Below are 21,606 nucleotides of genomic sequence, written 5' to 3'. Positions count from 1 at the left end.
CCGCGTGGTCAAGATTATGAAAGAATTTAAGAAAGTTGCAGTATTTCTGAGTCTGGTGTTTTCGTTGTCGGGTTTCGCTTTCGCGCAAGACCGATACTTGATGACCGGAGCCGCTCAATTCGAAAGAACGAAGGATGATCATGCTCTTCCGTTTCCTGTGAATCCGGTTAGTTCGGGTGCACTGATTCCGAGCGATGATGGCGTGACTTTTCGGTATGTCGGGCACGAGTGCACGGTCAAGATTCAAAAGCGATTGAATTTTTATTTTGATCCGGTCATTGCGCACGCCTTCGGATCGCTTGATACGTTTGGGAAGTTTCTGAGCGATAAATTTCATATGGGCTACAAGAACATGAGTGAAATTTATCTTCTTGGAGATGCGAATGTGCCGCTTTGCTCGGGTTTGCGATTCGCAATGATTTACAAGTCGTCAGACGCTCTCGTTCTGGCGAGCGGATCGTGGATGTATGCGTTCCAACGCGAAACGCATCCTCCCATGAACGCCGAAAAGAGTTTCGATTGTGCCAAGGCCCAGACGAGTGTCGAGCGACTTATTTGCGCCAATCCTGATCTCGTGAAGCTTGATGAAACGGTGAACCGTGGATTTGTTGCGATGCAGCTGGTTCAGTCGAAGGAAATTTCTTATCAGGACCCGGTCAGAAAAGATCAGATCAATTGGATCAGAAACGTCAGGAACAAGTGTGTGAATAGCGAGTGTCTTACCGATGCCTACCGTGCGCGAGTTCAATACATCAAGGGCCGGATATCCAGTACCTATCCGTCGTATCCGGAAAAAGAGCCCGAGCAGGATGGCGATTGAGCGACGGCGCGCATCAAGTCGCAAGCGATCGCAGGGCTGACGCGTGACGAAAAAGGAGGTGTCGAGATGGCATTGCAGGTTATCGTGGTCGGTGACATGACCTCGCACGGCGGGCGAGTCATTACAGGCTCGGAAGGCCATACGATCGATGGTAAAAGGATCGCCCGGCTGCACGATCTGGTGGATTGCCCGGAAAAGTATCCTGATGGGCGTCCGCACGGCGTGAACAAAATTATCGAGTCCCATCCGACATTCACGATTGGGGGAGAGCGTGTCGCGTTGCATGGCCACCGTACCGAGTGTGGCTGTACGTTGATTGGAAGTACGGCTGCACAAGTCGGCGATTAGTCATGTAGCGCATCCATCGACCGTCGCCGATCGTTTCGTCGACCCTGGGCACAGCCCCTTGATCCGTCAGGACCAAGGGGCGTTTCGTTTTTTGGGGCCCGGAATCGGCGATGACCGGCGCATCACCTCAGTGTGGTCCGGTACGCGCCGGCTTGCGGCGAACGCCATTTGTTCGCAGCCGTTAACTATTCAGTGGACGCGACAGCCAGTCGCCCTCAAGCCGGGCGTCCTCTTCACACGCAAAGTTGTGCCCACCTCTCCAGCCAATCGCTTTCGTCTACTTTAAGCCGCCAGCCTCCCCGCCGTTAACAGGTTTCGACAAACAGGCGTCCGCGCCGCGACGCCGTCATCCCTCTGTCGATCCAAGGTCCCATGAAGCTGAGCTACAAGATTCCCCTCGCGTTTGCCGCCGCGCTGTTGCTGATGTTCTCCGGCGCGCTGTACGGCATTCACATCCTCAACCGCTCGATCGACACGTTCACGAACGACGTGCAGACGAACGTCGCCAACGAGCGGCTCGTCTCGGCGACGCTCATGCAGTTCAAGCTGCAGGTCCAGGAATGGAAGGACACGCTGCTGCGCGGCAAGCAGCCCGACAAGCTCGACAAGTACTGGAGCGCGTTCCAGACGCGCGAGCGCGCGGTCGCCACGCTCGCCGCGCAGCTCGACAAGCAGTTGCCGGCCGGCGAGAGCCGCACGCTCATCGAGCAGTTCGCGCGTGCGCACGCAGCGATGGGCGACGGCTACCGGCGCGGCTTCGACGCCTTCAAGGCGGCCGGCTTCGAGGCGGCGGCCGGCGACGCGGCGGTCGCGGGCGTCGATCGCGAGCCGGCCGCGCTGCTCGAACGGGCCGCGAAGACGATCGCCGACGAGAGCGCGGCGGTGTCCGAGCGCGCGGGGCGCGACGCGCAGCATGCGACGATCGCGAGCATTGTGCTGATGCTGGTCGTGCTGGTGGTCGCGATGATCGGCGCGTTCCTGTTCAGCCGTGCGATCCTGCGGCCGCTCGATGCAGCAGTCGCTTGCGCGAAGGCTGTCGCCGACGGCGACCTGACGCAAGCCTTCTCGGTCTCCGGCCGCGACGAGATCGCCGACCTGCTGCGCGCGTTGCAGACGATGCAGGCGGGCCTGTCGGACGTCGTGCTCGAGGTGCGCTCGCATGCGGAAGCGGTCGCGACCGCGAGCGCGCAGATCGCGTCGGGCAACCACGACCTGTCCGCACGCACCGAATCGCAGGCCGCGTCGCTCGAGGAAACCGCGGCGAGCATGGAGCAGTTGACGGGCGTCGTCCGCCAATCGGCGGAAAACGCGCAGCACGCGGCGCAGCTTGCGCACGACGCGTCCGGCATCGCGTCGAACGGCGGCAGCGTGATGACGCAGGCAGTCGAGACGATGAACGGTATCGCCGACAGTTCGGCGAAGGTCGGCGAGATCATCGCCGTGATCGACGGGATCGCCTTCCAGACCAACATCCTCGCGCTGAACGCGGCAGTCGAGGCCGCGCGCGCGGGCGAGCAGGGCCGCGGCTTCGCGGTGGTTGCGTCCGAGGTGCGCACGCTCGCGCAGCGCAGCGCCGCCGCGGCGAAGGAAATCAAGGTGCTGATCGAGCAGTCGACCCGGCGCGTCGACGCGGGCGCCGCGCTGATCGGCCGCGCGGGCGAATCGATTCACGAGATCGTCGGGGCGGTGCAGCGGGTCACGTCGATCGTCGGCGAGATTTCGGCGGCATCGCAGGAGCAGAGCGGCGGCATCGACCAGGTCAACATCGCGGTCACGCAGATGGATGAAGCGACGCAGCGCAACGCGGCGCTCGTCGAGCAGGCGTCGGCGGCGACGCAGGCGCTTGCCGAGCAGGCGCGTGCGCTGCAGCACGCGGTGGCGGTGTTCAAGCTGCCGCAGACGGCGGCCGCCTGAACGCGCGGCCGGAGCCGAGTCGGGAACGGCGCCGCGCCGCGAAGGCTCAGGCCGTCGCCGCGTACTGCGCGAGCACCTTGTCCCGGATCGACGGCTTGATGTTCGACTGCGCCATGTCGCCGCCATAGTGCGCGACGACGCGCGGGTTCATCACGCGATACCAGAGCGGCGGCACGTACGCGAGCAGGATCATCGTCGCGTAGCCGGCCGGCAGTTGCGGCGCATGGTCGAAGTGGCGCAGCGCCTGGTACGAGCGCGTCGGGTTCGCGTGATGGTCCGCGTGCCGCTGCAGCTGGTACAGGAACAGGTTCGTCACGACGTGATTGCTGTTCCACGAGTGCTGCGGCGTGCAGCGCTCGTAGCGGCCGCTCGGCAGCTTCCTGCGCCCGAGCCCGTAGTGCTCGACGTAGTTCACCACCTCGAGCAGCGATGCGCCGTATGCGGCCTGGATCAGCAGGAACGGGATCACCGCCTTGCCGAACAGCGCGATCGCGATGCCCCACACGACGGCGGTCATCGCCCACGCGTGCAGCACTTCGTTGCGCCACGTCCACGGCGACTTCCCGAGCCGCGCGAGGCGCGCCGCATCCAGGTTCCAGGCGGAGCGGATGCTGCCGATCACGGTGCGCGGCAGGAACGCCCAGAACGATTCGCCGTAGCGTGCGCTGGCCGGATCCTCGGCGGTCGCGACCCGGACATGGTGGCCGCGATTGTGCTCGACGAAGAAATGCCCGTAGGCGACCGGCGCGAGCGTGATCTTCGCGAGCCAGCGTTCGAAGCGGCTAGTCTTGTGACCGAGTTCGTGCGCGGTGTTGATCGAGATGCCCGTCGCCGCGCCGAGCGACAGCGCGAAGCCGACGTAGTCGTACCACGCGAGCGCGTGCGTGGCGACGATCCACGTACACAGGAAGAACGCGACGTACTCGACGAGCGTCGCGAGGTAGACGATGACGCGGTAATAGCGGTCGCGCTCCAGGCGGGGCACGACGTCTTCGGGCGGGTTGTCGCGATCGTCGCCGATCAGCGTGTCGAGGATCGGGATCACGCCGAACGCGAACAGCGGGCCGAACCACCAGAACACGTGCAGGCCTGTCGACAGCGCGAGCTGGGCCGAGAGGATCGGCAGCGTGATCGTCAGCACGCCGAGCAGCCAGAGGTAACGCTTGCCATCCGACCAGCTCGCGGCTGATCCGTCGGTCATTGCCATTGTCTCCCTCCTGTCGGCCGGACTTGGCACTTTAGCGCCTGGTCCGGCCCCATGCCGAGCTGTTTGAATCCGTCATTGGTCCGCGGCGAACGCTTGCGCGCGGCGCCGGGTCGCGGCCCGGTTTTGCCAGTTATACGACCGGCGTGCCCACTTTTCCAAACCCCGGCGCTAGGCGGGAAACTCCAAACGGGTGGTTGCCGGCCGCGCATGCGGGGAAGGGCGGCCGCGCCCCGATTGAAACGACCGCAAACGCGGCGGGCGACCTCGCGCCGGTTGTCGATTGTCTGACGAAACCGGAATGGCCGGCGATGCAGGCACGAAGCGCCATGCCGGACAACATATGTTGCGACGCAATAAAAAAGCGCGAGGCGAGCGGGCGTTCGTTTGATTTTCGGCAGGTGAGGCACCGGGACGATACGGAAACGTCGGCCCGGCGCGACCCGATCCGCGCGCGCACTGTCCCGCTCATCAAGGCGGCGCGCCGGCTGCGCCGGAGCGGGTCGTCGTCGTTCGCCGAGCGCAACCGAGCCCGGGCCGGCTATGCTGCACCTGCACAGCCGCGCACGTTCGACGGCCTTCGCTGGCGCCCGCAACGCCTGTTGCCTTTCGATTCGCGCCGGCGTTTGAAAATAACGATTTGACTCATGCCCCGCTTTCGGTTGAAGCTAATAGCTTGCTGTCCGAAGGGGGCTGTGCCTGCATGAGTTCGACCTTGACCGTTCGTCGTATCGCTGCCGACCAGGGCATCGTGTATCGCGAACTCCGCGCCGCGTCGCTGCGTGAGCCCTACGCACCGGGCGAGGCGCCGGAGGCCGAATTGCTGAACGTTGATTCCGACGCGGCGGCGGCCATTGCCGCGCAGCGCGCGACATCCGATCAATCGACCACGTTCCTGCTGTACACCGAAGGTCATCCGGCCGGCATGATCGGCGCGTATTTCGACAATACGCCCGAACGTCGCGCATTCGTCAGCGAGCTGTGGGTCGCGCATGCGGTGCGCCATCTGCGCGGCGGCGTGCTGCTCGTCGAAACGGCGACCGCCTGGCTCGCCGAACGCGGCGCGCAGGAAGTCTTCGCATGGATCGCGGACGCGAACCGCAACGCGATCCGGTTCTACGAGCGCGCGGGCTTCGGCAACACCGGCGAACATGCGCCGATCGCGCGGATGCCCGGCGCGATGAAGACGCTGTTCGTGTCGCAGGCGAAACACTGACCGGCGGGCCGTTCCCGCCGGCGCCGGCGCACCTTTCTCCCCGCGGCGGCCCGACGTCGATCGCCGCGACGCCTGTTGCGCGACGCCCAAAAATAATGGCTGGTCGCGTGGACGCCTGTAAAATACGCAAAAATTTTTTGCAGAGTGTCCATGTCGCTTAAAAAATCGCCATTCTTCGAACTGCGCAGCGGCTCGGTCGATACGTTGCTGTTCACCGTGAAGACGACCGATCTCGACGCGTTGCGTGCCGAACTGGTCAAGCGCTTCGAAGCGACTCCCGAGTTTTTTGCCGACGATGTCGTCGCGATCGACGTCCGCCGTCTTGCGGACGGCGAACGCGTGGCGCTGGCCGACATCCGCCAGATGCTCAGCGACGTGCGGATGCGCCCGGTGGGCGTCGTCGCGCTGGCGTCGCAGGGCTGGGCGGGCGAGGCGGGGCTGCCGCTGCTCGAGGCGCGCGACCGCCGCGCGCCGTCGGGGAAGGCGGCCGGCGACGCGGACGCGGCACCAGCGGCCGACGCGGCTGCCGACCAGGCGCCGGCCGTAGCAGCGGAGCCCGAGCCGGCACCGGCGGTGGCGCCGGCCGGCGGCCAGACGCTCGTGATCGACAAGCCGTTGCGCTCGGGGCAGCAGATTTACGCGAAAGGGGACCTCGTGGTGCTCGCGCCGGTCAGTCATGGCGCCGAGATCATTGCGGAAGGCAATATCCACATCTACGCGCCGTTGCGCGGCCGCGCATTGGCGGGCGTGCACGGCAATCACGACGCGCGCATCTTCTGCACGTGTCTGGAGCCGGAACTGATTTCGATTGCGGGTATCTATCGAACGACCGAGAACCCGCTGCCCGCCGACGTGCTGGGCAAACCGGTGCAGATCCGGCTCGAAGAGGAAAAACTGATGATCGAACCGTTGCGCCTGACGTGAAGCACGCGGCGCACACCGGATCGATCGGCTCTCATTGACGAACACAGGGTATAGGGTAAATGGCAAAAATCATCGTGGTGACTTCCGGCAAGGGCGGCGTTGGCAAGACGACGACGAGCGCGAGCTTCGCGTCCGGTATCGCGCTGCGTGGCCACAAGACGGCCGTGATCGACTTCGACGTCGGCCTGCGCAACCTCGATCTCATCATGGGCTGCGAGCGCCGCGTCGTGTACGACCTCGTGAACGTGATCCAGGGTGAGGCGAACCTGAACCAGGCGCTGATCAAGGACAAGAAGTGCGAGAACCTGTACATCCTGCCGGCGTCGCAGACCCGCGACAAGGATGCGCTGACGCGCGACGGCGTCGAGAAGGTGCTGAACGACCTGGCCGGGATGGATTTCGAGTACATCATCTGCGATTCGCCGGCGGGCATCGAGGCCGGTGCGCTGCACGCGATGTACTTCGCGGACGAGGCGCTGATCGTCACGAACCCGGAAGTGTCGTCGGTGCGCGATTCGGACCGCATTCTCGGCATCCTGTCGTCGAAGACGAAGCGCGCGACCGAAGGCAAGGACCCGATCAAGGAACACCTGCTGATCACCCGCTACAGCCCGAAGCGCGTCAACGAAGGCGAGATGCTGTCGCTCGAGGACATCAGCGAGATCCTGCGCATCAAGCTGATCGGCGTGGTGCCGGAATCGGAAGCGGTGCTGCACGCGTCGAACCAGGGCCTGCCGGCCGTGCACCTCGACGGCACCGACGTCGCCGAGGCGTACAAGGACATCGTCGGGCGCTTCCTCGGCGAGGACAAGCCGCTGCGCTTCACCGAATACCAGAAGCCGGGCCTGCTGCAGCGCCTCTTCGGCAGCAAGTAACGGAGGCCGCCCATGTCCATTCTGTCGTTTCTCCTCGGCGAGAAGAAAAAGTCCGCGTCGATCGCGAAGGAGCGCCTGCAGCTCATCATCGCGCACGAGCGGGTGGGCGGCAAGCCGCCCGCCGACTACCTGCCGGCGCTGCAGAAGGAGCTCGTCGCCGTGATCTCGAAGTACGTGCAGATTTCGAACGATGACATCCGCGTGAGCCTCGAGCGTCAGGACGATCTCGAGGTGCTCGAAGTGAAGATCGAGATTCCGCAGGCCTGACCTGCGTCGCTCCCGTTCCGCACGGCGGCTTCAGGCCGCCGTGCGCGTCTTACGCCCTGTTGCACTTTCGGGCACGCCGTAACACGGCGCCTGTCGGCCGTAACCCCTGCCTCCGCATTGATTGAATACGCTCGCGTTGCTTGTTCAATCAGGAGGTTGTGATGGCTGTCTCATCGATTCGTCGCGTTGTCCTTGCGTTCGCCGCCGCTGCGGCGGGCGTGTCTGCATTCACCGCGCCGCTTGCCGCGCGCGCGGATGAAATTCTCGTCGCCACGCCGGTCGTCACCCGGCCCGGCGAAGTCGTCATCGCCGAGCCCGCGGCGGCGCGCGCCGAAGAGGTCGTGATCGTCGCACCGAACGCGCCGCCGCCGATTCGCTACGAAGTCGTACCGGAAGCGCGGGTCGGCTACGTGTGGGAACGCGGCCACTGGCGCTGGGATCATGGCCGCTACGTGTGGATCGGCGGCCACTGGGAAACCGAGCGGATCGGCATGCACTGGGTGCCGGGCCACTGGGCCCAGCGCGGCCCGAACTGGTTCTGGACGCGCGGCCACTGGGCGTAACGGAGGCGCGAGATGAAGAAGACCGTATTCGTGATCGCGCTCGTGGCCGTCACGCTCGCCGGCTGCATCGTGGTGCCGGCCCGGCCCGTCTACTACCGGCCGGCGCCGGTGGTGATCTACTGAGTGTCGCGCGGGCCGGCCTGCGTCGTGGCGGAAGGCGCCGCGGCGTCGGCCGGTTCGTCGTCGACCTCGCCGCCGCGCTCGTCGCGCAGCGTATCGAGCGGATCGGCCGGTGCGGCGTCCGCATCCTGCGGCGTGGTGATGCCGGATGCCGCCGGAGCGGCGGCTGCCGGCGCGTCGGCTGGCGCGGGCGGTGCGAGGTAGCGCTGCGCGAGCGTCTCGTACAACGGCGGCGCGAAGAAGCGCGACACGCGGCTCGCGATCAGCGCGGTGGCCATCAGCGAAATCACGAGCGCATGGCCGTTGATCATTTCCATCACGATCACGAACGACGTGATCGGTGACTGCGTGACCGCGGCGAGGTAGCCGACCATCGCGAGCGCAATCAGCACCGGCAGGCGCATGTCGCCGAACACGAGGTGCAGCAGGTTGCCGAACCCCGCGCCGATCGACAGCGACGGCGCGAAGATCCCGCCCGGTATGCCCGGCAGGTACGACGCGACCATCGATACCATCTTCAGGAACGGATAGAACACGGACAGCTGCTCGCGGCCGTCGAGCAGGCCGCGCGCTTCCGCGTAGCCGCTGCCGAACGTCGTGCCGCCCGACACGAGGCCGACCACGGCGATCACGAAGCCGCACAGCGCGGCGAACGCGATCGGCCGCTCGCGATACAGCGCGAGCAGCCGGGGCGGCAGCCAGCGGCCCGTATTGAGCAGCAGCCATGCGAACAGCCCGCCGGCGATGCCGGTCACGAGCGCGGCGACGAGCACCGCGACCGCGAGCAACTTCGGGAAATGCGGGCCGGCGTCGATCGTGCCGAAATACGTGTAGTTGCCGTTCAGCCCGAGCGCGACCACGCCGGCGATGATGATCGCCGTGATCAGCACCCCGCTCGCGCGTGCGGAAAAGCTGCGCGTCAGCTCCTCGATCGCGAACACGATGCCGGCGAGCGGCGTGTTGAACGCGGCCGACAGGCCGGCCGCCGCGCCCGCGAGCACGAGCTGGCGCTCGATCTGCGCGTTCGAGCGCGGATAGAAGCGCCGCAGGTTGAACATCAGCGCCGCGCCGACCTGCACGGTCGGCCCTTCGCGGCCGATCGTGAAGCCGCCAAGGATCCCGAACCACGAAATCAAGACCTTGCCGAGCAGGATGCGCAGCGTCAGCAGCCGCGCGCCGAACGCGCTCGGGCGCGCGTGCAGCGTCGCGATCACCTGCGGGATGCCGCTGCCCTCCGCGCCGCGAAAGAAGCGACGGGTGAGCCAGACGGAGCCGGCCGCGATGGCCGGAGTCAGAAAGAGCGGCACCCAGGGCGCGTGCTGCCGCAGCGTGCGGAACGTGTCGTAACCCCAGTCGATCAGCCGCGCGTAGAGCACGGCGGTCAGGCCGACGGCAATTGCGCCGAGCCAGAACACGCCGTACTGGCGCCAGAGGCGCTGGGTGCGGCGGGTGAGGGTGGGAAACAAGTTGGCAGGGGACATCGGCGGGGGCGTCGGACGAGAAAGGATGACAAAAAGAGCGCGGGGAACCGCACGGTGTTCTACACTCTTTCACACTTGCGCCGCATATCGTTACAAATGTAATTGCGCTGTAATGCTAGCGGGGCCGGGAATCACTAGTATGCCGAAATGGCACGCTCTCGCGCACTGACAACAAACGTGAAACGCATCCTCATCGTGAAAGTGACGTCGCTCGGCGACGTCGTCCAGACCTTGCCGGTCGTTGCCGATCTACATCGCGAATTTCCCGGCGTCACGGTCGACTGGGCTGTCGACGAGTCGTGCGCGGAAGTGGTGCGTTGGCACCCTGGCGTGAGCAACGTGCTGTGCGCGCCGCTGCGGCGGTTCAAGAAGCTGCGCAACGGCGGCGACCTGAAGGCGATCTGGGCCTCGATCAGCGCGTTGCGCGCACACCGCTACGACGCGGTCGTCGATCTGCACGGCGTCTACAAGAGCGCGATCATTTCGGCGTTCGCGCGCGCCGCGCGCCGCGTTGGCTACCAGACCCAGGATCTCGGCGAAACCGGCGCACGCTTCGCCTATTCGCACCGTTTCGGCCCGCGGCGCGGTTTCAATGCATGGCACGGGATGCGCGTGAGTGCGGGCGAGGCGTTCGGCTACGATCCGCAGGGCATCGCCGATTACGGAATCGTCACGCCGCAGGGCGTGAGCCTGCCGGACGCCGTGACCGATGGCACGCCGTTCATGATGATGTTCCATGCGACGTCGAACGACGAGAAGCGATGGCCGGCCGAGCGCTGGGCGGCACTCGCGACGGAGATGATGGCGCGCGGCGTGCGCGTGCTGTTGCCGTGGGGCTCGCCGGGCGAGCACGATGCCGCGCAGGACATCGCCGCACGAGCGCCGGGAGCGGTCGTGCTGCCCGCGCTGTCGGTGCGCGAGCTCGGCGCGGCAATCGGCCGGGCCGCGCTGGTGGTGGGTGTCGACACGGGGTTCGTTCACATGGCGCACGCGCTGCGTCGGCCGACCGTGATGATCTTCGTGGCAACGTCGCGCCAGCACTTCGGCATCGGCGGCGCGCCGAATGCCTGCTCGATTGGCGATTCGGGCGCCGCACCGTCGGTCGACGACGCGCTGGAGGCGATCGAAACGGTCAGTCCGGCCTACGGCAGGCGTCGTACGCCCGTCGCGGCCTGACGCACAAGCGCGGCGCGCGCTCACGCGAGCAGCGCTTCGACCGCAAGTACCGTCGCGACGGCGGCCACATTCGCGACCAGCGCCTCGATCGCGACGCCGCGCCAGGTCTTCGGCCGGAAGCGCGTCGCGAGCAGCAGCGCACAGCTCAACGCAAGCATCAGGATCAGGATGAGATCGGCATTGCCGAGGCGGATGCTCATGGTCGCTCCCTGGCGATCGCGGCGCAGCCGGCGGCGCGCCCGGTTGCCAGTATGGGAGGGCGCCGGCCGCCATACAACCCGGGCGGCCCCGGGTATCAGACGAGCGATGCGTCGCGCGTCTCGCGCATCAGCAGCACGCCGAGCAGGCTGATCGCCGCCGCGGCCGACACATACCCGCCGACCCACGACAGGCCGCCCTGCGCGGCCAGCAACTGCGCAATGTACGGCGCGATCGACGCGCCCAGGATCCCGCCCAGGTTGTACGCGACGCCCGCGCCCGTGTAGCGGACGTTGGTCGGGAACAGCTCCGGCAGCAGCGCACCCATCGGCGCGAACGTCACGCCCATCAGGAACAGTTCGAGCGTCAGGAACAGCGCGACGAGCGGGATCGAGCCGCTGCCGAGCAGCGGCGCCATCGTGAAGCCGGACAGCAGCGCCGCGATCGCGCCGGCGGCGAGCACCGGCTTGCGGCCGAAGCGGTCCGATGCCCAGGCCGACAGCGGCGTCGCGAGCCCCATGAACACGACCGCGAAACACAGCAGGCCGAGGAAGGTCTGGCGCGGGATGTGCAGCGTCGCGACGCCGTACGACAGCGAGAACACCGTCGAGATGTAGAACAGCGTGTAGCAGACCACCATCGCGAGCGCGCCGAGCAGCGTCGGCCGCCAGTGATGCGTGACGAGCGTCGCGACCGGCACGCGCACGCGCTCGTTGCGATCGAGCGCGGCCTGGAAGGCGGGCGTCTCGGCGATCTTCAGGCGCACGTACAGGCCGAGCGCGACGAGCACGGCGCTGACGAGAAACGGAATGCGCCAGCCCCAGCTGCGGAACTGCACATCGGACAGCGACAGCGCGAGCGCGAAGAACAGCCCGTTCGACATCAGGAAGCCGACCGACGGGCCGAGCTGCGGGAACATCCCGAACCAGCCGCGCTTGCCCTGCGGCGCATGCTCGGTTGCGAGCAGCGCAGCGCCGCCCCATTCGCCGCCGAGGCCGATGCCCTGGCCGAAGCGCAGCACGCACAGCAGTACCGGCGCGAGCGTGCCGATCGCGTCGTAGCCGGGCACGAGGCCGATCGCGGTGGTCGACACGCCCATGACGAGCAGCGACGCGACGAGCGTCGACTTGCGGCCGATGCGGTCGCCGAAATGGCCGAACAGGAACGAGCCGATCGGCCGCGCGATGAACGCGATGCCGAACGTGACGAACGCGGACAGCGCCTGCGCGGTTGCCGAGCCGTGCGGAAAGAACACCGGGCCGATCACGAGCGCGGCGGCGGTCGCGTAGACGTAGAAATCGTAGAACTCGATCGCGGTGCCGATGAAGCTCGCGAACACGATGCGACGGTGGCTGACGGCGCCGGCCGGACTGGTTGCGTGCGCAACGGCCGGTGGGGATGCGGACATGGAGGTCTCCGTGATGTTCTGGGGAAGGGGGTGGCCAGGCGGCCGGCGCCTGCCGGAATGGCCGGGCGCGACGCGGTGGCGGCGTGGACGCGCGCCGCCGATCGTCATCCGCCGGTCGACGCGGGAGACGGGCAGGTCGCCGCCGCCCGGTGCCGGCATGGTCGGTTCGCGGGCCGGGTGAGGTGCGAACGCGCACGCGGCGTGATGGCCGCGCGGGTGCGGAAAATTATAGCCAGCGGCGGCGCGCACCGGCAATCGCGCGCGGCACGCGCATTCAGTCGATCGACTGGGCCTGTGCCGACGCCGTGCTTTGCAGCTGGAACTTGCCGTTGTCGTTGAAGAGCCAGCCCTCCATCAGCTCCAGCTGGCCTTTGCCGTCGAGCAGCTTCGCGGGCGGCGGCGGCAGCGGCGCCGAACGGCGCAGTGACGCGAGCGCGAGCGCTTCGGCTTCGCTGTCGCCATTGCTGCGATATACCGACGCGTGCACGAGCTGGCCGTTGCGGTCGACGGTGAACGCGACCACGACGAGCGAGCGCAGCATTGCCTGCGGCGTGCCGTGCAACATGCCCGACGGATTGCTTTCGGCGACGCGTTCGGCGACTTCGGTGCGGTATTGGGCGATATTTGCGCTGCGCGTGATCGACGGCAGTATCACCACGGAATGCGGAGCGGGCGGCGTGACCGTGATCGTGCAGGCGGCGAGCGCGGCAACGCCGGCCAGCGCGGCGATGCGCAGGCGGACGACGCTCGGGCGGAGCGGGATGACCATGGAAAGGTGGGCAGGTCTGACTATACACAGATGATAGTCGCGGGCCCGTGCCGCGACATCGGGGGAAACACATATCGCGCGGCGTGCGCATTACGGTGGCGGACGATGATGCCGGCAAACGCACGCGGCGCGCGACGGTGCCGAAGCGGAACCTGCCTGACACTGCTGCGCGCAGGCGAGCGGGGCGAGTCAGCGGCGTGCGCGCACGCCGGGATGGCGCGATAAATGCATGACGTGAACGGCGGCGCTGATCGGCATCGAAAGGTGACGCGTGCCGCCTGCTTGCGCAACGGCATCGTGCCGCATCGGCGCGCTATCGGACGTGTCGGACGGTGCCTCAGTAGCCGTGGGTGACGAGCGACAGCACCGACAAGTCGGGATGCGTGCCGTCGACGATGCTGCGTCCGACGTGCACCGCTTCGTGGATCGCTTCGTCGAGACTGGGGAAGCTTTCTTCGCCGTCGGCATGGAACGGCACCGCATGGCCGGGCAGCGCCGGATTCGCGCCGGGGTGGCACACGTAGCCGGTGTAGGTGAAGCGCGTGTCGTCGCCCGGCAGCGGGGCCGGCACCACGTGAATCTCGAAACCTTCGTAATCGACGTGGCGGATGGGAGTCGACTGTTCGGACATGACGGTCTCCGTGTGCGGCGCGAGCGGGTAAGCTCGCGCGGCATCGAATGCGCGGCGGCGTTCGTGTCGCCGGTCTGATCCGAATTCTAGGCGATGGCGGTGCAACGCGCGCATTGCCGCGGCGCGTGGCCGACGGCCGCGCAAAAGAAAAATCCCGCCTGGCTGCGCGAGCGTCGGCGGGATGTTCTGGCGGAAGCGGTGAGATTCGAACTCACGGACAGTTGCCCGTCGCTGGTTTTCAAGACCAGTGCCTTAAACCGCTCGGCCACGCTTCCGGAGGCGGCATTGTAACCGAAATGCCGCGCATGTAGACCGGAGACGGTACCTGGGTGCCGACTCCGGTCGCAGAGCGATGCGGCCGTGGTGGTCAATCGTCGCGCAGGAACAGTTCCTGCAGATCGTTGAGGAAACGCTGGCCGAGCGGCGTCGGCGCAATCTGCGTGAAGTCGCGCGTGATCAGCCCGCGCCGCTCCGCTTCCTTGAGCGCCGGCTCGATCGTGCTCATCGGCAGCCCGGTGCGCTCGGCGAAGCTGTGCACCGGGAAGCCCTCGACGAGCCGCAGCGTGTTCAGCATGAACTCGAACGGCAGGTCGCGCGCGCCGACTTCGCGCTCCTCCTGCACCGGGGTGCCGGCCAGCGCCTGCTCGATGAAGGTCGCCGGGTGCTTGTAGCGCGCCTGCCGCACGATGCGGTTCGGGAACGACAGCTTCGTGTGCGCGCCGGCGCCGATGCCGAGATAGTCGCCGAAGCGCCAGTAGTTCAGGTTGTGCTTGCACTGGTGGTGCGGCTTCGCATACGCGGACACCTCGTAGCGCTCGTAACCGGCCTCGGCCGTGCGCGCGTGGATCCATTCCTGCATGTCGGCCGATGCGTCGTCGTCCGGCACGGCAGGCGGAAACTTCGCGAACAGCGTGTTCGGCTCGAGCGTCAGGTGATACAGCGACAGATGCGGCGGCGCGAACGCGAGCGCCGTCTCGACGTCGGTGCGGCATTCGTCGAGCGTCTGGTTCGGCAGCGCGAACATCAGGTCGAGGTTGAAGTTGTCGAACGTCCGCGCCGCGACCTCGACGGCCGCGCGCGCCTGCGCGGCGTCGTGGATACGGCCGAGCGCCTTCAGGTGTGCCTCGTTGAAGCTCTGGATGCCGACCGACAGGCGGTTCACGCCGCTCGCGCGGAACTGCGCGAACTTCGCGGCCTCGAAGGTGCCCGGATTCGCCTCGAGCGTGATCTCGGCATCCGCGTCGAGCGGCAGCAGCGCGCGCACGTCGGACAGCAGGCGGTCGAGGCCGGCCGCGGACAGCAGGCTCGGCGTGCCGCCGCCGATGAACACGGTATGCACCTGGCGGCCCCAGACGAGCGGCAGCGCGTGCTCGAGATCGGCACGCAGCGCGTCGAGATACTCGGTTTCCGGAAACCGTTCACCCTTCCACTCGTGCGAGTTGAAGTCGCAATACGGGCACTTGCGCACGCACCACGGGAAATGCACGTACAGCGCGAGCGGCGGCAGCGACGTGAGCCGCACCTGGCCGGGCGACGTGAAGGTCGCGACGACGCGCGCGCCGGTGTCCGCAGCCTGGCTCATTCCACCTCCGCGAGCCGCGCGAGCAGCGCCTTGAGCGCGAGCGCGCGATGGCTGAGCGCGTTCTTCACGGGCGGCTCCAGTTCGGCCGCCGTCGCGCCGAGCGACGGCAGGTAGAAATACGGGTCGTAGCCGAATCCGTGCGCACCGCGCGGCGCGTCGACGATCTCGCCGTGCCAGCGGCCTTCGGCGAACAGCGGCTCCGGATCGTCGGCATGGCGCACGAGCGCGAGCACGCAGCAGTAATACGCGCGGCGATCGTCGACGCCGCGCAGCTGATCGACGAGATGCGCGTTGTTCGCCGCGTCGCCTTTCTCGAGCCCCGCGCGCTGCGCATAGCGCGCCGAATAGACGCCCGGCGCGCCGCGCAGGGCGCGCACGCACAACCCGGAATCGTCGGCGATCGCCGGCAGCCCGGTGAGCTGCGACGCGTGCCGCGCCTTCGTCAGCGCGTTCTCGATGAACGTGCGGTGCGGCTCGTCCGCTTCGGGCACCGCGAGGTCGCCCTGCGGAATCACGTCGATGCCGACGGTGGAGAACATCGCCGTGAATTCGCGCAGCTTGCCCGCGTTGTTCGACGCGAGCACGATGCGCGACAGCGGCGGCGTGATGCGATCGTCAGACATGGCTCACACCCAGCGCGTCCTTCTGCAGCCGCACGAGCTCGCCGATCCCGCTTTGCGCGAGGTCGAGCAGCGCGTTCATCTCGTCGCGCGAGAACGGCACGCCTTCTGCGGTGCCCTGGACTTCGACGAAGCCGCCCGCGCCCGTCATCACGACGTTCATGTCGGTGTCGCAGCGCGAATCTTCCGGGTAATCGAGATCGAGCACCGGGGTGCCCTCGAACACGCCGACCGAAATCGCGGCGACGTGGTCGGTGATCGGCGAGCGTGCGAGTTTGCCGGCGGCGATCAGCTTCGACACCGCATCGTGTGCGGCGACGAATGCGCCGGTGATGCTCGCGGTGCGCGTGCCGCCGTCGGCCTGGATCACGTCGCAGTCGATGTGGATCGTGCGCGGGCCGAGCGCTTCCAGGTCGAACACCGCGCGCAGCGCGCGGCCGATCAGGCGCTGAATTTCCTGCGTGCGGCCCGTCTGCTTGCCGCGCGCCGCCTCGCGATCGCTGCGCGTATGCGTTGCGCGCGGCAGCATCCCGTATTCGGCGGTCAGCCAGCCTTGCCCGCGGTCGCGCAGGAATTCGGGCACGCGCTCGGCGACGCTCGCCGTGCAGATCACCTTGGTATCGCCGAATTCGACCAGCACGGAGCCTTCCGCGTGCTTCGTGTAGTGGCGGGTGAGGGTGACCTTGCGCAGTTCGTCGGCGCGGCGGCCGCTCGGCCGGGAAGTGGATTGCGTCATGAGGGAAAGATGGCAGAGAGGAAACCCTGATTTTAGCGCCGAACGGCTGGCGTGCCCGGCGGGGTCTGCGCCAAAAATGGGATAATGCCCGTTTCCCGCCCCGCGCTTGCGAATGCGCCGGGCGCCTCGACTTATCCCCGGCCCGCGAGGGCATCCAGACGGCGAGACGAACCATGATCTACAGCATGACGGGCTATGCGAGCGCCACGCGCGAACTCGCGGCGGCGACGGGCAACGGCGGCACCAGCGTGTCGGTCGAATTGCGCACCGTGAACTCGCGTTTCCTCGACCTGAATTTCCGCATGCCCGACGACGTGCGCGCCTGCGAGCCCGCGCTGCGCGAGATGCTGATGAACAAGCTGTCGCGCGGCAAGGTGGACGTGCGCATCAACCTGCAGCGCGGCGAGCAGAGCATCGGCGCGGGCGCGCTGAACCAGGCGGCGCTCGGCCAGCTCGCCGATCTCGAGCGCACGGTGCTCGAGTCGTTCCCGGGCGTCGGCCGCCTGCGCGCGGGCGAGATCTTGCGCTGGCCCGGCGTGATCGCCGAAAGCGGCGTGTCGGCCGACGCGATCCGCGATGCGGTGCTCGCGTGCGGCAAGGAAGCGATCAACGAGCTGGTCGTCGTGCGCTCGCGCGAAGGCGCGCAGCTCGCCGCGATGCTGCTGTCGAACGTCGCCGAGATGGAGGCGATCGTCGCGCGCATCACGCCGCTCGTGCCGGAGCTGATCGCGAAGCACCAGCAGAAGATCGTCGAGCGGCTGCAGGAAGCGCTCGGCATCGCGGCGCCGGAAGGCAGCGCGCCGATCGTGACGCGCGAGGAGGCCGCGGAGCGCATCCGTCAGGAAGTGACGATGTACGGGATCCGGATCGACATCGCGGAAGAGCTGTCGCGGCTCACCGCGCACCTGAACGAAACGCGTCATGTGATCGAGAAGGGCGGCCGCGTCGGCAAGCGCCTCGACTTCATGATGCAGGAACTGAATCGCGAAGCGAACACGCTCGGCTCGAAGGCGGCGGCCAAGGAACTGGCCGACGCGTCGATGGCGCTGAAGCTGCTGATCGAGCAGATGCGCGAGCAAGTGCAAAACCTGGAGTAACGCAACATGACCCAACCCACCCACGACGGCCACGCCGCGCATTCGCTGCACGGCGGCGTCTATCCCGGCAACCTGTTCATGGTCGTCGCGCCGTCGGGCGCCGGCAAGTCCACGCTCGTGAACGCGCTGCTGTCGAAGGACAGCGACATCTGCCTGTCGATCTCGTACACGACGCGCAAGCCGCGCCCCGGCGAGCAGGACGGCCAGCACTATCATTTCACGACGGTCGACGATTTTCGCACGCGCCACGCCGCGCACGAATTCCTCGAGAGCGCGGAAGTGCACGGCAATTACTACGGCACGTCGCGCGTGTGGATCGAAGAGCAGATGATGAACGGCCACGACGTGCTGCTCGAAATCGACTGGCAGGGTGCGCAGCAGGTGAAGAAGCAGTTCCGCAATGCGGTCGGCATCTTCATCCTGCCGCCGTCGCTCGACGCGCTCGAGGAGCGCCTGAAGAAGCGCGGCCAGGACGAGCCGAACGTGATCACGCGCCGCTTGCTCGCGGCGGGCAGCGAGATGGCGCACGCGTCCGAAGCGGAGTACGTCGTGATCAACGAGAATTTCGATCGCGCGCTCGCCGAGCTCGAATGCATCGTCGCCGCGACACGCCTGCGCTTTGCTTCGCAGTACGCGCGACACGCGGAGCTGTTCATCGAGCTCGGCATCCACCTGCCGCATGTGGAATGACGGCGGCGGACAAGGGACATAAGGTAGAATAAGCACTATATTCAGAAGGAATTACCCACCATGGCTCGCATTACTGTCGAAGACTGCCTGAAGCAGATCCCGAACCGCTTCGAACTGGCGCTTGCCGCCACCTATCGCGCGCGTCAGCTCGCGCAAGGCCACACGCCGAAGATCGAAAGCCGCGACAAGCCGACCGTCGTCGCGCTGCGCGAGATCGCGGCTGGCCAGGTTGGCGTCGAGATGCTGAAGAAGGTGCCGGTCTAACCGCACCGCTTCACGCCAGCCATGTAGTCCACGCGCGCAACGATTGCTGACCGAGGAGGCGAATATGAGCACCACCCCATCGTCCGCCTCCGCGGATCCGACCACCGAAGCCACGGCACAATCGCCTGTGCGCCAGTACATCGACGCGGTCCTCGAACAGTCCTTCCGGCATCTGTTCGGGCCGACCGCCACCCCGGAGCAACCGCGCAAGCACGGCGTCGTTTCGATCGCGAATCTGACTGCCGCGCTGGCCGAGTATCTCGCTCCGGAGGAAATCAAAGAGGTCAAGGCGGCGTTCCACTTCAGCGACGAAGCCCACCTCGGTCAATATCGCCAGAGCGGCGAACCCTACATCACCCATCCTGTCGCCGTCGCGGAAATCTGCGCTGGCTGGAAGCTCGACGCGCAGGCGGTCATGGCCGCGCTGCTGCACGACGTGATGGAGGACCAGGGCGTCACCAAGAGCGAGCTGGCCGAACGGTTCGGGCCGAAGGTCGCCGAGCTGGTCGACGGGCTGTCCAAGCTCGACAAGATGGAATTCCGCAGCCGCGAGGAAGCGCAGGCGGAGAACTTCCGCAAGATGCTGCTCGCGATGGCGCGCGACGTGCGGGTCATCCTCGTCAAGCTCGCCGATCGCCTGCACAACATGCGCACGCTCGGCGCGGTGCCGATGGAAAAGCGCCGCCGCGTCGCGCGCGAGACGCTCGACATCTATGCGCCGATCGCGCACCGCCTCGGTCTGAACAATACGTATCGCGAGCTGCAGGACATGAGCTTCGCGAACTTCAATCCGCATCGCTACGCGACGCTCGAGAAGGCAGTGAAGGCCGCGCGCGGCAACCGCCGCGAGGTGATCGGCAAGATCCTCGAAGCCGCGCAGCGCGCGATGGCGGACGCGAAGATCGACGCCGAGATCACCGGGCGCGAGAAGACCATCTACAGCGTGTACCGGAAGATGCGCGACAAGCAGCTGTCGTTCTCGCAGGTGCTCGACGTGTACGGCTTTCGCGTCGTCGTCGAGAATCCGCTCGACTGCTACACGTGCATCGGCGCGCTGCATGCGCTCTACAAGCCCGTTCCGGGCAAGTTCAAGGACTACATCGCGATCCCGAAGATCAACGGCTACCAGTCGCTGCATACGACGCTGGTCGGCCCGTTCGGCGCGCCGATCGAGTTCCAGGTGCGCACGCGCAAGATGCACGAGATCGCCGAGGCGGGCGTGGCCGCGCACTGGCTGTACAAGAACGGCAGCAGCGCGGATCTCAGCGACGTGCAGAAGCGCGCGCACCAGTGGCTGAAGTCGCTGCTCGACATCCAGAGCGAGGCCGGCGATTCGAGCGAATTCCTCGAGCACGTGAAGATCGACCTGTTCCCGGATGCGGTCTACGTGTTCACCCCGAAGTCGAAGATCATGGCGCTCCCGCGCGGCGCCACGGCGCTCGACTTCGCGTATTCGATCCACAGCGATCTCGGCAATCAGTGCGTCGCCGTGAAGATCAACAACGAGCTGCTGCCGCTGCGCACCGAGCTGAAGAGCGGCGACATCGTCGAAGTGATCACCGCGCCGTATTCGAAGCCGAACCCCGCGTGGCTCGGCTTCGTGCGCACCGGCAAGGCCCGTTCGGCGATCCGTCACTACCTGAAGACGATGCGCCTGAACGAGTCGGTGCAGCTCGGCGAGCGGCTCGTCGACCAGAGCCTGAAGGGCTACGGCCTCGCGCTCGCCGACGTCACGCCGGAAGTGTGGGAAAAGCTCGTGCAGTGGACGGGCAACAAGAGCCGCCAGGAAATCTTCGCGGATATCGGCCTCGGCCGCCGCGTCGCCGCGGTGATGGCCAAGCGCATCGAGGTGCTGATGAGCGGCCGCGATGCGGACGACGACCTGCCGAAGGCAGAGCGCCATGCCGCGCATCATGCGCCGCCGGTCGTGATCACCGGCACGGAAGGGATGTCGGTGCAGTTGTCCGCGTGCTGCCGGCCGATTCCGGGCGACGCGATCATGGGCTATATCGGCATCGGCCTCGGGATGGCGATTCATACGACCGATTGCCGTGTCGCGCAGCGCATCCATCGCCGCGATCCGGGCCGCTGGATCGATGTCGAGTGGGCGCCGCAGCCGGGCCGCCTGTTCGACGTCGCGGTGAAGGCGCTCGTGAAGAACACGAAGGGGATTTTCGCGCGGGTTGCGGCGGACATCACGTCGGCCGACGCGAACATCGTCCACATCGCGATGGACGAGGATCTCACGCACGAATCGACGGTGCTGCGCTTCGTGATCCAGGTCAGCGACCGCGTCCACCTCGCGAACGTGATGCGGCGCGTGCGGACCAATCCGGACGTGATGCGGATCATGCGCGAGCGTTCGACCGACGACGGCACGCATGCGCGTCACGACGGCGGGATGCGGATCGAGCGCGAGCGGCAGGATTACTGACGCGCGGGCGTCTGATGCGTGCGATACGACGGCGGCCTCGGGCCGCCGTTTTTATGTGCGCCCAGCATGGGCGCACTCCTGCGGGTGGAAGTCCCGCCATAAGCTGGTCACGGCAAATGAAGCGAAGCGCAACTGCATGAGGGCGACCGAGTGTGGGGAGGAAGCGTGGAGCGTAAATCGCGAGCCGATGGACAAGAACCGCATAGAAGGCGTTGCTGAGCAGGGCGAGCGGGCATGAAGCCGCGAAGCTCTCGTGATCAAGGCGAGGC

The 21,606-nt window shown here is 66.7% G+C and carries 23 protein-coding genes and 1 tRNA gene; 14 read left to right on the top strand and 10 right to left on the bottom strand.

The genetic code is table 11. The features are described 5' to 3' along the window. The first annotated feature begins 4 nt into the window (after positions 1 to 4). From ABFO07_RS14760 to ABFO07_RS14750, 3 genes are all read left to right on the top strand, one after another. Positions 5 to 820, top strand: a complete 816-nt coding sequence (locus ABFO07_RS14760) for a lysozyme inhibitor LprI family protein (protein WP_230941816.1) — start codon at positions 5 to 7, stop codon at positions 818 to 820. Positions 821 to 886: 66 nt separating this feature from the next. Next, positions 887 to 1,168 carry a PAAR domain-containing protein gene (locus ABFO07_RS14755; RefSeq protein WP_081059580.1) on the top strand — a complete coding sequence of 94 codons (282 nt, stop codon included), beginning with the start codon at positions 887 to 889 and terminating at the stop codon, positions 1,166 to 1,168. Between the two features lie 372 nt (positions 1,169 to 1,540). Continuing rightward, positions 1,541 to 3,082 carry a methyl-accepting chemotaxis protein gene (locus tag ABFO07_RS14750; RefSeq protein ID WP_059884936.1) on the top strand — a complete coding sequence of 514 codons (1,542 nt, stop codon included), beginning with the start codon at positions 1,541 to 1,543 and terminating at the stop codon, positions 3,080 to 3,082. A 46-nt stretch (positions 3,083 to 3,128) separates the two neighbouring features. On the opposite strand, the gene ABFO07_RS14745 is transcribed toward ABFO07_RS14750, so the two are convergent. After that, positions 3,129 to 4,289 carry an alkane 1-monooxygenase gene (locus tag ABFO07_RS14745; protein WP_347467754.1) on the bottom strand — a complete coding sequence of 387 codons (1,161 nt, stop codon included), beginning with the start codon at positions 4,287 to 4,289 and terminating at the stop codon, positions 3,129 to 3,131. 194 nt (positions 4,290 to 4,483) lie between these two features. Here ABFO07_RS14745 and ABFO07_RS14740 point away from each other — a divergent pair, with 194 nt between their 5' ends. From ABFO07_RS14740 to ABFO07_RS14715, 6 genes are all read left to right on the top strand, one after another. After that, entirely contained in the window at positions 4,484 to 4,930 is a 447-nt protein-coding gene (locus ABFO07_RS14740; protein ID WP_347467752.1) for a hypothetical protein, read from the top strand. 59 nt (positions 4,931 to 4,989) lie between these two features. Next, positions 4,990 to 5,502, top strand: coding sequence for a GNAT family N-acetyltransferase (locus ABFO07_RS14735; protein ID WP_026044892.1), 513 nt, complete (start codon positions 4,990 to 4,992; stop codon positions 5,500 to 5,502). A 150-nt stretch (positions 5,503 to 5,652) separates the two neighbouring features. Beyond that, on the top strand, positions 5,653 to 6,426 hold the full coding sequence (gene minC / locus ABFO07_RS14730; RefSeq protein WP_059564852.1) for a septum site-determining protein MinC: 774 nt from the start codon (positions 5,653 to 5,655) through the stop codon (positions 6,424 to 6,426). Between the two features lie 59 nt (positions 6,427 to 6,485). Then, complete coding sequence (gene minD / locus ABFO07_RS14725; protein WP_017333028.1) at positions 6,486 to 7,301, top strand: septum site-determining protein MinD; 816 nt, start codon at positions 6,486 to 6,488, stop codon at positions 7,299 to 7,301. Positions 7,302 to 7,313: 12 nt separating this feature from the next. Further along, positions 7,314 to 7,568, top strand: coding sequence for a cell division topological specificity factor MinE (minE, locus tag ABFO07_RS14720; protein ID WP_010091676.1), 255 nt, complete (start codon positions 7,314 to 7,316; stop codon positions 7,566 to 7,568). 161 nt (positions 7,569 to 7,729) lie between these two features. Next, on the top strand, positions 7,730 to 8,131 hold the full coding sequence (locus tag ABFO07_RS14715; RefSeq protein WP_347467748.1) for a YXWGXW repeat-containing protein: 402 nt from the start codon (positions 7,730 to 7,732) through the stop codon (positions 8,129 to 8,131). A gap of 116 nt (positions 8,132 to 8,247) precedes the next feature. Here ABFO07_RS14715 and ABFO07_RS14710 read toward each other — a convergent pair whose 3' ends face one another. Continuing rightward, complete coding sequence (locus ABFO07_RS14710; protein WP_347467747.1) at positions 8,248 to 9,732, bottom strand: chloride channel protein; 1,485 nt, start codon at positions 9,730 to 9,732, stop codon at positions 8,248 to 8,250. Between the two features lie 177 nt (positions 9,733 to 9,909). Here ABFO07_RS14710 and waaC point away from each other — a divergent pair, with 177 nt between their 5' ends. Further along, on the top strand, positions 9,910 to 10,908 hold the full coding sequence (gene waaC / locus ABFO07_RS14705; RefSeq protein ID WP_060292098.1) for a lipopolysaccharide heptosyltransferase I: 999 nt from the start codon (positions 9,910 to 9,912) through the stop codon (positions 10,906 to 10,908). Between the two features lie 20 nt (positions 10,909 to 10,928). Here the strand turns inward: waaC and ABFO07_RS14700 are convergent, their stop codons facing one another. The 8 genes from ABFO07_RS14700 to rph form a co-directional block, all read right to left on the bottom strand. After that, complete coding sequence (locus ABFO07_RS14700) at positions 10,929 to 11,108, bottom strand: hypothetical protein (RefSeq protein ID WP_060351121.1); 180 nt, start codon at positions 11,106 to 11,108, stop codon at positions 10,929 to 10,931. A gap of 95 nt (positions 11,109 to 11,203) precedes the next feature. Then, on the bottom strand, positions 11,204 to 12,514 hold the full coding sequence (locus tag ABFO07_RS14695) for an MFS transporter (protein ID WP_059564857.1): 1,311 nt from the start codon (positions 12,512 to 12,514) through the stop codon (positions 11,204 to 11,206). 274 nt (positions 12,515 to 12,788) lie between these two features. Continuing rightward, positions 12,789 to 13,283, bottom strand: coding sequence for an energy transducer TonB (locus ABFO07_RS14690; RefSeq protein ID WP_059884923.1), 495 nt, complete (start codon positions 13,281 to 13,283; stop codon positions 12,789 to 12,791). A 337-nt stretch (positions 13,284 to 13,620) separates the two neighbouring features. Further along, positions 13,621 to 13,914, bottom strand: a complete 294-nt coding sequence (locus ABFO07_RS14685; protein WP_017333036.1) for a hypothetical protein — start codon at positions 13,912 to 13,914, stop codon at positions 13,621 to 13,623. Between the two features lie 187 nt (positions 13,915 to 14,101). Next, a tRNA-Ser gene (locus tag ABFO07_RS14680) sits at positions 14,102 to 14,189 on the bottom strand. Between the two features lie 92 nt (positions 14,190 to 14,281). Beyond that, entirely contained in the window at positions 14,282 to 15,496 is a 1,215-nt protein-coding gene (gene hemW / locus ABFO07_RS14675; protein ID WP_059884921.1) for a radical SAM family heme chaperone HemW, read from the bottom strand. Beyond that, positions 15,493 to 16,119: an RdgB/HAM1 family non-canonical purine NTP pyrophosphatase gene (gene rdgB / locus ABFO07_RS14670; RefSeq protein WP_059960948.1), complete on the bottom strand. Its 627-nt coding sequence runs from the start codon at positions 16,117 to 16,119 to the stop codon at positions 15,493 to 15,495. The genes hemW and rdgB overlap by 4 nt, the downstream gene beginning before the upstream one ends. Next, positions 16,112 to 16,852 carry a ribonuclease PH gene (gene rph / locus ABFO07_RS14665; RefSeq protein WP_059560991.1) on the bottom strand — a complete coding sequence of 247 codons (741 nt, stop codon included), beginning with the start codon at positions 16,850 to 16,852 and terminating at the stop codon, positions 16,112 to 16,114. Before rph ends, rdgB begins: the two co-directional genes overlap by 8 nt. A 173-nt stretch (positions 16,853 to 17,025) precedes the next feature. Between rph and ABFO07_RS14660 the strand changes: the two genes are divergently transcribed. The 4 genes from ABFO07_RS14660 to ABFO07_RS14645 all read left to right on the top strand — a co-directional run bounded on the left by ABFO07_RS14660 (position 17,026) and on the right by ABFO07_RS14645 (position 21,337). Then, the gene (locus ABFO07_RS14660) at positions 17,026 to 17,949 is read left to right on the top strand and encodes a YicC/YloC family endoribonuclease (protein ID WP_059561001.1); all 924 of its coding nucleotides are present in this window, start codon (positions 17,026 to 17,028) and stop codon (positions 17,947 to 17,949) included. Between the two features lie 6 nt (positions 17,950 to 17,955). Beyond that, positions 17,956 to 18,639 carry a guanylate kinase gene (gene gmk / locus ABFO07_RS14655; RefSeq protein ID WP_017333043.1) on the top strand — a complete coding sequence of 228 codons (684 nt, stop codon included), beginning with the start codon at positions 17,956 to 17,958 and terminating at the stop codon, positions 18,637 to 18,639. A 60-nt stretch (positions 18,640 to 18,699) separates the two neighbouring features. Further along, the gene (rpoZ, locus tag ABFO07_RS14650) at positions 18,700 to 18,903 is read left to right on the top strand and encodes a DNA-directed RNA polymerase subunit omega (protein ID WP_006025620.1); all 204 of its coding nucleotides are present in this window, start codon (positions 18,700 to 18,702) and stop codon (positions 18,901 to 18,903) included. Positions 18,904 to 18,967: 64 nt separating this feature from the next. Then, on the top strand, positions 18,968 to 21,337 hold the full coding sequence (locus tag ABFO07_RS14645; RefSeq protein ID WP_347467740.1) for a RelA/SpoT family protein: 2,370 nt from the start codon (positions 18,968 to 18,970) through the stop codon (positions 21,335 to 21,337). Positions 21,338 to 21,606: the final 269 nt, after the last annotated feature.

It is taken from the genome of Burkholderia stagnalis (genome assembly GCF_039848545.1).
Classification (GTDB): Bacteria; Pseudomonadota; Gammaproteobacteria; order Burkholderiales; family Burkholderiaceae; genus Burkholderia; species Burkholderia stagnalis.
Note: the sequence above shows the minus strand (reverse complement) of the source record. Positions and strands in the feature narration are given on the sequence as shown.